At 36.7% G+C, this 17,262-nt stretch carries 8 protein-coding genes; 6 read left to right on the forward strand and 2 right to left on the reverse strand.

Annotated elements, in window-relative coordinates; genetic code table 11:
* Window positions 1-118 precede the first annotated feature (118 nt).
* From ABEG11_RS12595 to ABEG11_RS12620, 6 genes are all read left to right on the forward strand, one after another.
* Window positions 119-4,060, forward strand: coding sequence for a hybrid sensor histidine kinase/response regulator transcription factor (locus tag ABEG11_RS12595; RefSeq protein WP_348824525.1), 3,942 nt, complete (start codon window positions 119-121; stop codon window positions 4,058-4,060).
* Window positions 4,061-4,297: 237 nt separating this feature from the next.
* Window positions 4,298-7,279, forward strand: coding sequence for a SusC/RagA family TonB-linked outer membrane protein (locus ABEG11_RS12600; RefSeq protein ID WP_348824526.1), 2,982 nt, complete (start codon window positions 4,298-4,300; stop codon window positions 7,277-7,279).
* A gap of 11 nt (window positions 7,280-7,290) precedes the next feature.
* The gene (locus ABEG11_RS12605; protein WP_348824527.1) at window positions 7,291-8,889 is read left to right on the forward strand and encodes a RagB/SusD family nutrient uptake outer membrane protein; all 1,599 of its coding nucleotides are present in this window, start codon (window positions 7,291-7,293) and stop codon (window positions 8,887-8,889) included.
* 33 nt (window positions 8,890-8,922) lie between these two features.
* Window positions 8,923-10,062, forward strand: coding sequence for a SusE domain-containing protein (locus tag ABEG11_RS12610; RefSeq protein ID WP_348824528.1), 1,140 nt, complete (start codon window positions 8,923-8,925; stop codon window positions 10,060-10,062).
* A 115-nt stretch (window positions 10,063-10,177) separates the two neighbouring features.
* Window positions 10,178-11,338, forward strand: a complete 1,161-nt coding sequence (locus ABEG11_RS12615; RefSeq protein WP_348824529.1) for a glycoside hydrolase family 53 protein — start codon at window positions 10,178-10,180, stop codon at window positions 11,336-11,338.
* Window positions 11,339-11,383: 45 nt separating this feature from the next.
* Window positions 11,384-13,810 (forward strand): DUF4982 domain-containing protein, encoded by a 2,427-nt coding sequence (locus ABEG11_RS12620; RefSeq protein ID WP_348824530.1) that lies wholly within the window; start codon window positions 11,384-11,386, stop codon window positions 13,808-13,810.
* Between the two features lie 54 nt (window positions 13,811-13,864).
* Here the strand turns inward: ABEG11_RS12620 and mgrA are convergent, their stop codons facing one another.
* On the reverse strand, window positions 13,865-14,821 hold the full coding sequence (gene mgrA, locus ABEG11_RS12625; protein WP_348824531.1) for an L-glyceraldehyde 3-phosphate reductase: 957 nt from the start codon (window positions 14,819-14,821) through the stop codon (window positions 13,865-13,867).
* A gap of 122 nt (window positions 14,822-14,943) precedes the next feature.
* Window positions 14,944-17,262, reverse strand: a complete 2,319-nt coding sequence (gene bglX / locus ABEG11_RS12630; protein ID WP_348824532.1) for a beta-glucosidase BglX — start codon at window positions 17,260-17,262, stop codon at window positions 14,944-14,946.

Consider the following 17,262-nt stretch of genomic DNA (forward strand, 5'->3'; position numbering starts at 1 on the left):
TCTAATACCACAAATTTTGAAACACTTCTTAAACTTTTTTGCCTTATTTTTTTTTGGAACAGTACTTTGTTTTCCCCAATCCCAAACTGTCTTTAAAAAGATAAATAAATCATCTGGATTGTCTAATGGCAGGATCACCAGCATGGCAAAAGAAAAGGACGGATTTATATGGATTGGTACTAATAATGGATTGAACCGCTATGATGGTTTGGGTTTCAAAGTGTACAACAAGCAGAACAGCACCATTGGATCCAATGATATTTCGGATATTTTAATTGACAGCAAAAACAGAATCTGGATTACAACTCTGGGAGGCGGATTAAATTATTATAATCCGCTGGATGATACTTTCCAAATTTTCAAAAACAATCCCGGCAATCCTAAATCACTGATATCTGATAACGTCAGTACCTTAATTGAGGATTCGAAAGGACTTATCTGGCTTGGAACGGAAAAAGGATTGTGCAGCTTTAATCCAATTACCAGACAGTTTGTTTCTTATACCAATAAATTCAGTAACAATCAGACCAAAAAGAGCAACAGTATTACCAGTATTTATGAAGATAAAAATAAAAAATTATGGATCGGGACTTTTGGGAACGGTTTGTTTTTATTTGATAAAACTGAAAAAAAATTCACCCAGATTAAATCTGAAACAATACATGTTTCTGACTTCATAAATGTTATTTCGGCTTTAAATCCTGATAAAATTCTTATTGGCACCAGCGGAAGCGGACTGCTGTTATATGATTTAGCGACACAAAAATTCTCTGATTTTTTAAAGGATAATTTGGCTTTAAAACAGGAAATAAACATTGTCCGTTCTGTAAAAATTGACAGCAAAAACAATTTATGGATCGGCACTGATGGAAATGGTGTTTTTGAAGTGGAATATCCCAATGCCAGTCATCCTGTGATTCATAACTATTTGTATAATCCACAGTTAGAAACCTCACTTTCCGGAAATTCTATTTATACCATAATCGATGATTCCGACTCTAATATCTGGATTGGGACGGCATGGAACGGTATCAGTGTTTTGGATAAAAAAAACAGAAGCGAATTATTATTTAGTGATATTGTAGGTTTAAATCCATCGCCGGTACTTTCCATTTACAAGAAAAACAAAGAATTATATCTTGGCCTTGACGGCGAAGGATTAACTGTATTTAATGCTGCATCAAACAAAGCCAGATACTATAATGAAAAACATCATAATACTTCTATAAAGGGCCGGTATATTCAAAAAATTATCGAAACGACTGACGGAATGCTATGGCTGGGGACTTTCAAAAACGGACTTGTAAAATTCAATAGAAAAAGTGACCAGTTTGAGCAGTTCAATCATAAGTTTGGAAATAAAAGTTCGATCAGTTATGATGACGTAAGAGATATTATTGAGGATAAAGACCATAATTTATGGGTTGCAACCTGGGGCGGAGGGCTGAATTATTTTGATACTAAGACAGAAAAATTCATCAGCTACAGAGAAAGTGCTAATAATAACCGAACCATAAACAATGACAACCTGATTGACATGGTTCAGGATGGTGATAAAATATGGATTGCCACTTTTGGAGGCGGGTTAAATGTTTTTGATATTAACAAAAAACTGTTCCGCTATTTTAAACACAAAGATTCAGACCCGGCAACAATCAGCAATAATAATATCTTCTCTCTATGTAAAGATTCAAAAGGTTATTTGTGGATTGGCACAGCCGGCGGAGGTATAAACCGGATGAATTTAAAAACCAATAAAATAGAACGTTTTGAAAAAAATGATAATATTAAATACCAAACGATAACCGGTATTATTGAGGATGACAATCATACCATCTGGTTTAGCACCAAACAAGGCATCATTAACTACAATTATTCGACCAATACCTTTAATAATCTGCCTAAAATAACATCTGAATTTCATATCAATTCTATTTTTAAAGACGAAAAAGGATTGATTTATTTTGGCGGCATCGACGGCGTTGTCAAACTGAACCCCAAAACAATAGAAATGAACAGTAAGCCGCCAAAAGTGAAGCTTACTAATTTTAAATTATTCAATAAAGAAGTTGCTGCCGAGAAAAACGGAATCTTAACCAAGGATATTGCATTTACAGATGAAATCACCCTCGATCACAATCAGGATGTACTGACTTTTGAATTTTCGGCACTGCAGTTTCCTTTTTCCAATAGCTGTGAATATGCCATCAAAATGGAAAATTTTGATGCCGACTGGCGTTTTATAGGAAAAGACAGGACAGCAACTTTTACTAATTTATCACCCGGAAACTATATCTTTAAAGTAAAAAGTAAAGAAATAGGCGGGCAATGGGGAAAAGAATACACTTCTGTAAAAATTCATATTTTAAGGCCTTATTGGCTGCAATGGTGGGCTTATCTGATTTATGGAGCTGTATTGGTTTTTCTGTTTTATTTATTTAGAAAATACACTATCGAATGGGAGCGTTTAAAAACGAATCTGGAGTTTGAAAGGCTCACTCACGAGAAAGACAAAGAATTATATAACCTGAAACAGCAGTTTTTTACCAATATTTCGCATGAAATCAGAACTCCGGTTACCTTAATTTTAAGTTCGATAAACCGATTGTTCGATAAAGGCGAAATGCTGGAAAGCAGACAGCTGAAATCGGCACATACCATCCGGAAAAACAGTAATTTGCTGCTTCAATTGGTCAATGAGCTTTTGGATATTAAAAAATTTGAAACAAATGATGTCCATTTAAAAATTACCGAAGGCGACTTTGTTTCGTACTGCAAAGAGATTTATCTGTCGTTTTCTGAAATTGCTTCTGACCGAAATATTGAATATACTTTTGACTCAGAAAAACCAAAAATAGATTTATGGTTTGACAAAAATCAATTCGAAAAAGTGCTTTATAATTTATTGACAAACGCTTTTAAATTCACCAAAAATGGCGGAAGCATCAATATTGAAATAGAAACTGATGATGAGGCGGTGTATCTGATAGTGAAAGATTCAGGAATTGGAATGTCCGAAGGAAATCTGCGCCAAATATTCAATCGTTTTTACCAGATTAAAAATGCAGAAACAGATGGAAAATCAGGATTTGGTTTAGGCTTATCTATTGCAAAAGAAATCATAGATCTCCACAAAGGTTCCATTGAAGTAAAAAGCGAAAAAGGCAAAGGAAGTATTTTTGAAGTAAAGCTTCTTAAATCAAATACCCATTTTTATGAAACTGAAATTGAAAAAACAACTGTTGTGCCCAAACAGGAACTGGACACCATTAAACATTTAAAACAAAAAACGGTAAAAAACGAAGTCAAAAAAGAAACCATCTTAATTGTTGAAGACAACACCGCTATTCAGGAATCATTAAAAGAAATATTGAGTAATGAATATATAATTCTTCAGGCGTTTAATGGTGAAGAAGGTTTGAAAACTGCTTCCGAAAAATTTCCCGACTTAATTATAAGCGATGTCATGATGCCGGTAATGGACGGAATCGAATTTGTGAAAAAATTGAAATTAAACACTTTTACAAATCATATTCCAATTATTATCCTGACGGCAAGAACTACTATACAAAACACGATGGAAGGCTTCGAAACCGGAGCCGATGATTATGTTGCCAAGCCCTATGATGAAGAATTATTAAAAGCAAGAATCAGCAATCTGCTTAACAATAGAAAATTAATCCGTGAAAAATTCATAAGCGATAATCTTTTAAACCCAAAAGAGCTTGCTATCAGTTCACCCGACCAGTTATTTCTGCAGCGTCTCTATGAAAGCTTAGAACCCAAGCTGGAATCCACAGATCTAAAAGCAGAAGTAATTGCAAAAGAAATCGGGATGAGCCATTCGGTGATGTACAAAAAAATTAAAGCACTAACCGGCTTGTCTTATGTCGAATTTATCCGTGACTACAGGCTTTCTATTGCCAAACAGCTTCTGCAGGATCTGGGCTATTCTGTTTCGGATACCTGCTACAAAGTGGGCTATTCTGACCGTAAATATTTCAGTAAACTGTTCAAAGAAAAGTTCAAAAAGAACCCTTCCGAATTCCTGAAAAAATAAAAACTTTTTTTTGCGTTATACTCAATTTATTTATTTCTTTTTTCTCTATTTGATTAAAATCGAGTGCTTCACCGCCCAAAGCGATGAATTCTACACCCCTATTTAACGAAATTGACCCTCATCAAAGCTCATAGAATCGAGGTAATTGCAGCCATTGAATTTAGTAGGTTTTATTTTTAGCCAGTATCAAAAAATAACACTTATTAAAACTAATCTAACCAATTTAAATTATATTTTATGATGAACCGTTTTCGAAAAAGAAAGCGCTATTTTGAGGTAAAACAGTATTTCTTCATTATGCTGTTTTTATGTTTTACAATAGGCGCATTTGGACAAAAATTAAAAATTTCAGGGCTTGTTACTGATGCCGCAACGGGAACTACTATTCCAGGGGTTAGTGTAACTATTAAGAGTTCTAATCAGGGAACTACAACTGGTTTTGATGGTAAATATCAGATCCAGGCAAATCAAAATGACGTTCTGGTATTTTCTTTTATGGGATATCGAAAAACTGAAATGACAGTAAGCAAATCAGAAACTATCAATGTCCGTTTATCAGAAGAGAATCAAAAACTAAATGAAGTTGTCGTTATTGGTTACGGAAGTACCAAATTGAAATCGGCTACTGCATCAGTAACTGCTGTAATGGCAAAAGATTTTAATAAAGGAAACATTGTTACTGCAGAAAATCTTTTAACAGGACGAGTTGCTGGTTTATCTATTACCACTGGCGGTGATCCAGGTTCTGGATCTACTATCAGAATACGTGGTGGAGCCTCATTAGGAGCTTCAAACGATCCTTTGATTGTTATTAATGGCCTTCCGGTAGACAACAATACAATTGGAGGCTCACGTTCTGTATTGAGTTCTATTAACCCAAGTGATATAGAATCTTTTTCTGTTTTAAAAGATGCTGCAGCTACAGCTATCTATGGTTCAAGAGCATCGAACGGTGTTATTATTATCACATTAAAAAAAGGAACTAAAACCCTTGCTGCAAGCTTAGATATGAGCATGGGTGTTAATACAATTACAAATACAGTAGATGTTTTTAACGCTAATGAAATAAGAAGCCTGATATCTGAACAAGATCCTGCCTTATTGCCTTTATTAGGAACAGCAAATACGGATTGGCAGAAAGAAATTTATAGAAACAGTATTTCTTCTAATCTGAATTTTTCGGTAAATGGAATGCTGTTTGACAAAGTTCCGTCAAGACTTTCTGTCGGCAGAACATTGCAGGAAGGCTTGATATTAACTTCGGGATTTGAACGCAGCAACGCTTCGATATCTTTGAATCCAAGTGTGCTGGATAATCATTTAAAAATTACAGTCAATGCAAATGCTTCTTTGGAAAAAAACAGATTCAACAAAGGAGTTCAGGGGACTGCAATAACTTTTGATCCTACACAGCCTGTGTATGATGCTAACTCGCCATTTGGAGGATACTTTCAATATTATAAAGATAATAATGACGGAGTTATCAATAAAAGTGATTTAACGGAACGTGCTCCGCTGAACCCGGTAGCAGATTTGATGCAGACTAACAGCCGAAGCACCGTAAAAAGAATATACGGAAATGCCAAATTAGATTATACCTTCCATTTTTTACCTGAATTATCAGCAGTTTTAAATGTTGGTATGGACAGAAGTACAGCTGATGGCTACACAAGAGTTTCTGACAAAAATCCGCTTTCGCAGGCAGATGGGCGCATTATAGGTTCGTCAACTGAATATTCGAATGAGCAGAGCAATAATTTATTAGATGGATATCTGGCTTATAAAAAAGCAATAGGAATCTTAAATTTTGATGTTACAGGCGGTTATTCCTATCAAAAATTCACGAATAAAAGATATGCTTCCAATGAGTTACTGGACGATGGCGTAGATAGTTCCCCAGTTACAAACGCAGATCCAGATTTAGTTTTGATTGGATTCTTCGGAAGAACAAACCTGTCTTTTTATGATAAATATCTGTTTACATTTTCTTATCGCAGAGACGGTACTTCCCGTTTTAGTGAAGACAACCGCTGGGGTAATTTCCCTGCAGCAGCTTTTGCATGGAAAATCAAGGACGATTTATTTCCAGAATCTAAAACACTATCTAATTTAAAATTAAGATTAAGCTGGGGTATAACAGGGCAGCAGGACATCGGTCAGGCAAATTTAGATTTGTATATGGCAAGATATATCCGAGGCTTACCTACTTCTCAATACATTTTTGGAAATACAATCACAAATATTGGAATACCGCAATTTAGAAATGAAAATCTAAAATGGGAAGAAACTACGACTTATAATGCTGCTATAGATTTTGGAATGTTTGACGATAGACTGACAGCAACTGTTGAAGGTTTTTACAAAGAATCTGAAGATCTGCTTGCTAATGCTGCTATCTCAGATGGTTCTAACTTCAGTAACTCTGGTTTTCAGAACATTGGTGATTTCACATCAAAAGGTCTTGAATTTTCTATAAATGGTGATATAATTAAAAACCCAAAAGGTTTTAACTGGAATGCTAATTTCAATACCACTTTTATAAAAACACAAATTAAGAGCCTGGCATTGGGACAAGATCAGTTTATGGGTTCAACAGGCTCAGGTACAGGATCTACCGCACAGATACACAGAGTAGGCTATACTCCTTATTCGTTTTATGTGTACAAACAGATTTATAATGAAGCTGGTAAGCCAATTGAGGGAGCGTATGCCGATCTGAATGGCGATAATGCTATCACTAGTGCGGATTTATACATTCACCACAATGGTATGCCAACTGTAACTATGGGATTTGCATCCAATATGAATTACAAAAACTTAGATCTATCTTTTAATATGAGAGCAAGTTTAGGTAATTACGTTTATAACGCTGCTAATGCTTCAAGAGCACAATACAATTTATTAAGAAACAGTTCAGTAGTATCCAATATACCAACTTCAGTCCTAGATACCAATTTCCAGTCTAATGAAGCTGTATTATTATCTGATTACTACATCGAAAATGCTTCATTCTTAAAAATGGATAACGTAACTCTTGGATATACATTTAAGGAAACTTTTAATGCTAATTCTTCTATACGTTTATCTGCTGGTGTGCAGAATGTATTTACAATTACCAATTATTCAGGTTTAGATCCAGAGGTATTTGAAAACGGAATTGATAATTCAATAACTCCTCGTCCTAGAACTTATCTAATAGGAGCTAATATGAAATTTTAAAAAGAAACAGTATGAAGAATATAATAAAACATAAAGCAATTTTCATTTTAGGAACTGTATTAGTACTGGCAGGCTGTACAAATGATCTTAATATTGATGTTAAGGATCCGAATGTACTGCTTGTAGAAAACTTTTATTCTACCCCGGAATCTTACAAACAAGGATTGGCTGGCGTGTATGGTAATCTGGCCTTGACAGGAGCTACAGGCCCTGGAAGTTCTAATATTTCAGGTCTAGACGCTGGAACGAGCCAATACGGAAGAGGTTTCTGGAACATGCAGGAGCTGACTACAGACGAAGTGAAATGGTCATGGGAAAATGATCCGGGATTAAAAGGATTAAATAATAATACATGGACATCTGATAATGTAGTTATCCGAGGTTTTTTTGGAAGATGCATGACACAGGTAGCTTTTGTCAATGAATATCTTAGGCAGACATCAGATGCTAAATTAGACAGCCGTGGCGTAAGCACCGAATTGCGTAACGAAATTAAAACCTACAGAGCCGAAGCCCGTTTTTTAAGAGCATTAGCTTATTATCATTTGATGGATTTGTTTGGCAAAGCAGGATTTGTTACAGAGAATGATCCGGTAGGAGCTTATCAATCACCACAATACGATCGCAAGCAATTATTCACTTTTATTGAATCTGAGTTAAACGCAATTATTCCAGATCTAAAAAATGCACGTGAAAATGAATATGCCCGTGCAGACAAAGCAGCAGCATGGATGGTACTGGCCAAAATTTATCTGAATGCAGAAGTGTTTATTGGTGAGAAAAAATACGATGAGTGTCTTACGAACTGCAAAAATATAATTGATGCAGGATATACTTTATCTCCTGTTTATGCTAATAACTTCAATGCAGATAATAATAGTAATTCGGCAAAAAACGAAATTATATTCCCTATTGTTTCGGATGGTGCAGTAACACAAAATTACGGCCCTACAACTGTGATGGTTAATGCGCAGGTAGGAAGTTTAGAAAAAAATGGGGCTGATTTTGGTGTTGCAGGATGGGCAGGCGGACTGAGAGTTACCAAACAATTCTCCGAAACTATGCTAAACGGCAACTATGACAATGATGATAGAAACACCATTATCAGCAAAGACAGAACCATAGAAATGACAGACATGAACAACTATGGAACAGGATATATTACTGCAAAATGGTCTAATAAAACGTCTGCGGGAGTGAATGGTTATGCAACCGAAATGGTTGATACAGACTTCCCAATGTTTAGATTAGCCGATGTGTATTTAATGTATGCCGAAGCCGTTCTTAGAGGAGCAGCTGGCGGTTCATTAACTACAGCAAGAGACTATTTCAATCTATTGCGTGCCAGAGCTAACAATACAAAAAGAATATTGACCAGCGATCTCAATTTGGACTTGATTCTAAAGGAGAGAATGGTAGAACTATATTGTGAAGCCCACAGAAGACAAGATTTAATCCGTTTTGGAAAATTCACCGGAGGAAGCTACAACTGGTCTTGGAAAGGAAACGTGATGAGCGGTATTGCCATCAGTGATATCTACAATGTATTTCCGATTCCTAAAGCGAGTATAGCTGCAAATCCAAATCTTATTCAAAACACAGGTTACTAAAAAAAGATATAAAAAATCAAAAATATAGATACAATGAAAAAACTAATCTTACTATTTATAGCACTTATCAGTTTAAATGCTTGTTCTGATGATAATTCACCCGTTTTTACTGCAAAACCAGATGTAGATGGTATCGCATTTACCAATACTTTTGCTTCTGCTTATTTAATATCTCAGGCTACAAAAGACAACGTAGCTGATCGATTTATGTGGGAATCAGCAGATTTTGGAGTAGCAACAAATATTACTTATGAACTTCAAGGTGCTCTTAACGCTGATTTTACAGATTTTAAAATTGTGGGTACAACCAGCGAAAATAATTTAGCTGTTACAGTTGCTAAATTATTAGACTTTGCAAAAGATTTAGGTCTTGATGATAAACCAGAAACTGCTAATCCAGATGGCACACCAAATAATACTGGACAGGTATACTTTAGATTAAGAGCAACTGCTGGCACAACTGGAGCTAATGAAACGTTATCCGGGACACAGGTTATCACTATTAAAGTGATTGAAACTGCAGCTGCAGGAAACGGCTGTCCTTCTCTTTTTGCAGTTGGAGATGCTTTGACAGATATCGCTTGGAATTTTAAAGCAGAAGGTGAAATGAAATGTGATAATAATGTTTTAAAGTTTAAAGCACGTTTCGGTGCTGGTAACTTTAGATTTTTCCAAGAATCAGGAAACTGGTCATCAGCTTTAGGTTATTCACATTATAAAGAAGAAGGCTACACTATCGATGCAAACTTAGAAGATACTTCAGATAATGACAGCAACTTTAAATTTGTGGGAACTCCTGGAATTTACACCCTTACAATTGATAATACTAAAAAAACAATCGCATTAACAGCTTCAAGCTCTCTTTGGGCTGTAGGAGGAGCAGTACCTGGCGGATGGTCTTTTGATGCTGCTAAAACCATCGAATTCACTGAAGCTAAGCCAGATATCTGGTCAGCATCAATTACATTATCAAATGATGTTTTCAGATTTTTCCATATCTTTAATACTTGGGACACGAAAAATAACTTCGCTTCTTATTCAGATGCTGGTTATACTATCAATAACAATTTAGTAAACGACGGCAGCGGTGATGCTAATTTTAAATTCACAGGTGCACCAGGAACATATAAATTAACCATTAATGGAATTGACAAAACAATAACATTAGAATAAATTAAAAAATGTTGTGAAATGAGCATAGTCTAAAATTGGCAAGTTGAAAATCATCAAATACCAATAGCGGCTATGCTCATTGCATATTCAAATAAAAAACAAATAGTATCAAGATATGAAAAAAGTAATAAAATTTTGCATCAGCACGTTTGCTATTCTAGCCTTTTTAAATTTAGGTTCCTGCCAAAGTGATGGTGAAACAACTGAAAAAGACCCAGTAGTAACTCCTCCAGTTAGCGAAAACATTCCTTTCTATTACGGTGCTGATCTTTCGTATGTAAACGAAATGGAAGATTGCGGTGCTGTTTATAAAAATGATAAAGGTGCAGCGCAGGATGCTTATAAAATTTTTAAGGAAGCGGGTACAAATTTGGTCCGTGTTCGTTTATGGCACAATCCTACTTGGACAAATTATTCCAATTATAATGATGTCAAAAAAACAATTTCCAGAGCAAAGGCCTTAGGCATGAATGTGCTGCTGGATTTTCATTACTCTGATTCATGGACAGATCCTGAAAAGCAAAAAATTCCTGCGGCTTGGAAAAGTCAAATGAACAACAAGGAGGCTTTAGGAAAATTGCTTTATGATTATACCTATCAAACCTTAAATAATTTATCCAAAGAAAACCTGCTGCCAGAAATAGTACAGGTTGGAAACGAAATAAATCCAATGATTCTGCAGGATGACGAACTTGTCTGGCCAATTAACTGGGTACGTAATTCTTATCTTCTTAACAACGGTATTAAAGCTGTGCGTGATATTTCAAAGGAAAAAAACAAAAAAATAGGAGTTATGCTTCATATTGCACAGCCCGAAAATGCATTATGGTGGTTTAAGGAAGCAACTGCAAATGGAATTACTGATTATGATTGGATTGGATTGTCCTACTATCCTAGTTATTCTACATATACGCTGGACAATGTTTCGACACCTCTAAAAACGCTTATAAGTACTTACAAAAAAAGGCTGATGATTGTTGAAACAGCTTATCCATTTACTTTAAATAATAATGATAACGCTAGTAACAATCTTGGTACCGAAGCTTTAATCAATGGGTATCAAGCTACTCAGGCTGGACAATTAGGATATCTAAAGAAACTAAAAGAGGTAGTAGCAGCAGCTGGAGGGGAAGGTATTATTTATTGGGAACCGGCATGGGTTTCAACATCATGCAAAACTCTTTGGGGAACAGGTTCTCATTGGGATAATGCCACTTTATTTGACAACTCAAATAAAGCAACTTTAGGAATGCAGTTCTATAATGGCTCTAAATAATTTATAGCCAATGGACATCCAAAAATTAAATATAAAATATTTGTAATGAAACAGTTTAAAACTCTTCTATTCGCTTTTTTTATAGTAACGCAGATTTCCTTTTCACAAGTGCGTACAGTAAGAGAATTGGATACCAACTGGAAATTTCAAAAAGGCGATTTCGAAAATGCTTTTCAAACCAATTTTGCTGATTCAAAATGGCTAACAGTAACTGTCCCGCATGATTGGGCAATTTATGGTCCTTTTGATAAAGAAATTGATAAGCAGAGCGTTGCAATTGTTCAAAACGGAGAAACTGCAGCTTCTGAAAAAACAGGAAGAACTGGCTCATTGCCTCATATAGGTTCAGCCTGGTACCGAAATAAATTTACAATTTCGGCTGCCGAAAAAAGCAAAAAAGTGATTTTGCTTTTCGAAGGTGCCATGAGCGAACCGCAGATTTATCTAAATGGCAAAAAAGTAGGTGAATGGGCCTATGGCTACAGCTATTTTTATTTTGATATAACTGATTTTATCAAGACTGGCGATAATACTTTGGCTGTAAAATTAACCAACAAAGAATTTGCTTCGCGCTGGTATCCAGGTGCTGGTCTGTATAGAAAAGTTAGCCTTATTATCAAAAATAAGGAAAGCATCGACCAGTGGGGAACTTCTGTCACGACACCGTTTATCAATAAAGAAGAAGCCAAAGTAAATATAAAAACCAAGGCTTCTGGAGAAAATGGCTATCTGGTTACTACAATTTTTGATGCCAATGGTCAAAAAGTAAGTTCAGATAAAGTAACAACAAAATTCGGAAACGAATTTGATCAAAACATTAAAGTTCAAAATCCGAAGCTATGGAGTCCTGAAACTCCATATTTGTACAAAGCCGTTTCACAATGGTTTGTAGGCAGTGAATTGAAAGATGAAGTTACGACCCGTTTCGGAATTCGTGACATAAAATATGAGCCTAATAAAGGATTTAGCTTAAACGGTGAAATCCGAAAGTTTAAAGGCGTTTGTCTGCACCATGATTTAGGTCCACTGGGAACTGCAGTAAATGTGGCAGCTTTGCGCCGTCAATTAACGATACTGAAAGATATGGGCTGTAATGCCATCCGCAGTTCTCATAATATGCCTTCATTGGAACAATTAGAATTGTGTGATGAAATGGGTTTCATATTCTTGGCAGAAAGTTTTGACGAATGGGCAAAGCCAAAAGTTGAAAATGGATACAACCGTTTTTTCGAACAATATGCTGAAAAAGATATTGTCAATTTAGTTCATGCGACCCGAAATCATCCATCTATTGTAATGTGGAGTTCTGGAAATGAAGTTCCCGATCAATGGGGAGATGAAGGAGTAAAACGTGCCAAATGGCTGCAGGACATTTTCCACCGTGAAGATCCTACAAGACCCGTGACTGTTGGTATGGATCAGGTAAAAGCAACAATGGAATCCGGTTTTGGAGCTTTGTTAGACGTTCCTGGATTAAACTACCGCGTTCATTTATATGAGGAAGCATTTAAAAAATTTCCGCAGGGATTTATTTTAGGTTCTGAAACTGCCTCTACCGTTAGTTCCAGAGGAATTTATAAATTTCCTGTAGTACAGGCCAAAGACAAACAGTATCCGGATTTTCAATGCTCTTCTTATGATTTGGAAGCCTGCAGCTGGTCCAATGTACCTGATGAAGATTTTGTTTTACAGGATGACAAACCTTGGGTTATTGGTGAATTTGTCTGGACAGGTTTTGATTATTTAGGAGAACCAACTCCTTATGATGAAAAATGGCCTTCCCGCAGTTCTTATTTTGGAATCAATGATTTGGCGGGATTGCCAAAGGACAGATTTTATTTGTACAAGAGCCGCTGGAACAAAAACGAAAAAACCTTACACATTTTACCCCATTGGAATTGGGAAGGACGCGAAGGTCAGGTAACACCTGTATTTGTGTACACTAATTATGATAGTGCCGAGCTTTTTGTAAACGGAAAAAGTATGGGTATTCAAAAAAAGAATAACTCAACACCACAAAACAGATACCGTTTGATGTGGATGGATGTGAAATACGAACCTGGAACTGTAAAAGTGGTTGCATTAGATAAAGATGGCAAAGCAGTCGCAGAAGAGGAAATTCATACTGCCGGAAAAGCCTACAAAATAGTACTTGATCCAGACAGAAAAACAATCAAAGCCGATGGTAAAGATCTGTCTTATGTTACGGTTTCAATAGTAGACGAAAAAGGAATTCCATGTCCTAACGCAGTCAATCAGCTGCAGTTTAAAGTTACAGGAAAAGGGACTTACAGAGCAGCATGCAATGGAGATGCAACTTCACTGGAATTATTTCATCTGCCAACAATGAAAGCCTTTAGCGGAAAAGCTGTAGTACTTGTTCAGTCGCTGAAAGAAGCTGGAGACATAGAACTTACAGTTAGCAGCAAAGGACTTAAAACTGCAACAGTGACTCTTAATTCTTCGAACTAGAGTACTGAATTATATCTTTTCAATTTCTAAAAAAGGGGCAAATTGCCCCTTTTTTTATGCTAATATTTTATCGATTACATTTATTTCATCCTGCGTAAAATTCAGATTCTGCAGACATTCGATATTATTATTTAATTGTCTGACAGAACTTGCACCAATTAATACCGAAGTAATCCTTTTGTCTTTCTGCAGCCAAGCCAAAGCCATTTGTGCCAAAGACTGGTTCCGGTTTTGAGCAATTTCGTTCAGCTGAATTAATTTCTGAATACGCTCCTGCGTAACCTCATCTTCTCTTAAATGTCCGTTTGGATTATGCGCTCTGGAATTTTCAGGAATTCCGTTTAAATATTTATCGGTTAAAAGTCCTTGTGCCAAAGGCGAAAATGCAATACAGCCTACTCCTTTTTCTTCTAAAACATCTAACAGTCCATCTTCGACCCAGCGAACCAGCATCGAATATTTTGCCTGATGAATGAGACAAGGCGTTCCCAGCTGTTTTAAAACATCAACAGCAACTCTGGTCTGCTCCGCAGAATAATTGCTTATTCCCACATATAAGGCTTTCCCGCTTCTCACGGCATGATCAAGAGCCATCATGGTTTCCTCAATCGGCGTTTCAGGATCAGGACGATGCGAATAAAAAATATCTACATAATCAATATTCATACGTTTTAAACTCTGGTCTAAACTCGACAGTAAATATTTACGGGAACCCCAGTCTCCATAAGGTCCATCCCACATCGTGTAGCCTGCCTTTGTAGAAATTACAATTTCATCACGCAGGTTTCCCTGGAAATTATGCCATAATATTTTTCCAAAATTCTCTTCGGCTGAACCTGGAACTGGCCCATAGTTATTCGCTAAATCAAAATGAGTGATTCCTTTATCAAAAGCTTCTTTGGCAATACTTTCGGCATTCTCGAAATTATCTACTGAGCCGAAGTTATGCCACAATCCTAAAGAAATCTCAGGCAGTAACAACCCGCTTTTTCCGCATCTGTTATATTTCATCTTATTTATTTACTGATTGAAGTTTTAAGATTTTAAAAATATAAAAAAAAATCACGCAGCTATAGCAGATTTCCATATTCTGCTATAGCTGCGTGAAAATATTTATGGGGCTGTTTCTAAATTTATCTTAACTCAAAACCACCTTCCAAGCCATTATCAGAGTTTCCTCCTGCCATAATTTTGAAAGTCCCTGGCTCAACCAAATAATTCCCTTCATTGTCATAAAAACCTAGCTCTTTATCGGTTAAGGTAAAAGAAACTGTTTTGGTCTCCCCTTTCTTCAGATCAACTAATTCAAAACCTTTCAGCTCTTTTATCGGACGTATAATACTTGCATAATCATCATGAATATACAGCTGCACTACTTCTTTTCCGTCATAATTCCCTGTATTGGTAACCTCAACAGAAACCTGTACCGGCTCTCCTTTTGCAAAAACAGTTTTATTTAGCTTCAGGTTTTTGTATTCGAATGCTGTATAACTCAAACCAAAACCAAATGGAAATAAAGGTGTTTTTTCGACATCAGTATAATGTGACCAGAAAACATTTTTATCTGTATTTACAGGTCTTCCAGTACTGTATCTGTTGTAATAAATTGGTACCTGGCCCACATTTCTTGGGAAAGACATCGGCAGTTTTCCGCTTGGATTATAATCGCCGTATAAAACCTGTGCAACTGCGTTTCCTGTCTGGGTTCCCAAATGCCAAGCCTCAACAATAGCAGGAATATGTTCTGCTGCCCACGGAATACTCAAAGGACGTCCGTTATTTAAAACCAAAACGATATTAGGATTCACTTTATAGATTTCTTCCAGTAATTCCTGCTGCACACCTGGCAGATCAAGATCAGTCCTGCTGCGTCCTTCACCGCTCTGGAAACCATGTTCTCCCAAAACCATTACAACAACATCTGCTTCCTTAGCCGCTTTTTTAGCCGCTTCAAAACCGCTTTTATCCGTAGTATTGAAGACAACCTCATCTAAAAAGGAAGTTTTCCCAACAATTAAATCAGCTCCTTTTTCAAAAGTCAGCTTATTGTCTTTATACTGCTGCATACCTTCTAAAACCGATACTGCCGTATTATCATCCGATGCAATTCTCCAGCTTCCCAAAGGACTGTTTTTATCATTTGCCAAAGCACCAATCAAAGCTATTTTCTGACCTGATTTCTTTAGCGGCAGTAATCCCTCCCCCGTTCTCCCCGAAGGAGAGGGAGCATTCTTCAATAACACAATAGACTTTTTGGCCATATCCAGCACACCTTCATTATTGGCTTTACTCCCAATAACTTCTTTTTCGCGTTTTTCATCACAATATCTGTACGGATCATCAAATAATCCTAATTCAAATTTCACGCGCAAAATCCTGCGTACCGCATCATCTACCAATGCTTCTTTAACTTTTCCTTCTTTAACCAGACCGACAAGTTTTGCAACATATAAATACGATTCCATATCCATATCCGAACCTGCAACCACACCTTTCAAAGCAGCATCATCCTCATCTTTGGCATAACCATGTGCTATCATTTCGCGGATCGAAGCGTAATCTGAAATCACAAAACCGTCAAACTTCCATTTTCCTTTCAGAATATCTCTCTGTAAAAATACGTTTCCAGTTGCCGGGACACCATTCAGGGTATTAAATGAATTCATAAACGTACGGACACCCGCATCAACAGTAGCTTTGAACGGTGGCAAAACCGAATTATACAATTTAGAATTACTGATATCCACAATATTATATTCTAATCCTGCTTCTACATAACCGTATGCAGCAAAATGTTTTGCGCAGGCAGCGATCGTGTTTACTTTTGCCAGATCCGCAGTGGTTTCTCCTTGAAAGCCTTTTACCCGGGCAATTGCAATTTTGCTTCCTAGATATGGATCTTCTCCAGCACCTTCCATTACACGTCCCCAGCGGGCATCATTGGCAACATCTACATTAGGACCAAAAGTCCAGTTAATTCCAGAGGCCGAAGCTTCATCTGCTGCTATAGCTGCCGATTTTTTAATCGCATCGAGATCCCAGCTTGCTGATTCTGCCAGCGGAATAGGGCTCAAAGTTTTATAACCATGAATTACATCGAAACCAATAATCAGTGGAATCCCCAATCTCGTTTGTTCAACTGCAATTTTCTGAACAGCACGAACCTCTTTTACCCCACGTACAGTGAGCATCGAACCCACCAGGCCTTTACGCAGATGCTCATATTTAAGCTCTGCTGTACCGCCTTTTGGAGCTGGGCCAGTGACTTCCCAAAATCCGTTGTACTGGTTCATCTGTCCCACTTTTTCTTCCAATGTCATCTGCTTCAGAAGCAGCTCTACTCGCTCTTCAATAGGTTTTGTTTTATCTAAATGAGGTAATTTTTGTGCATTCATGGTTCCAATAGTAAGTAAGGCAGCAAGCCCCGTAATCATTATTTTTTTATTCATCAT

Source organism: Flavobacterium aestuarii, from assembly GCF_040049115.1.
Taxonomy (GTDB): Bacteria; Bacteroidota; Bacteroidia; order Flavobacteriales; family Flavobacteriaceae; genus Flavobacterium; species Flavobacterium aestuarii.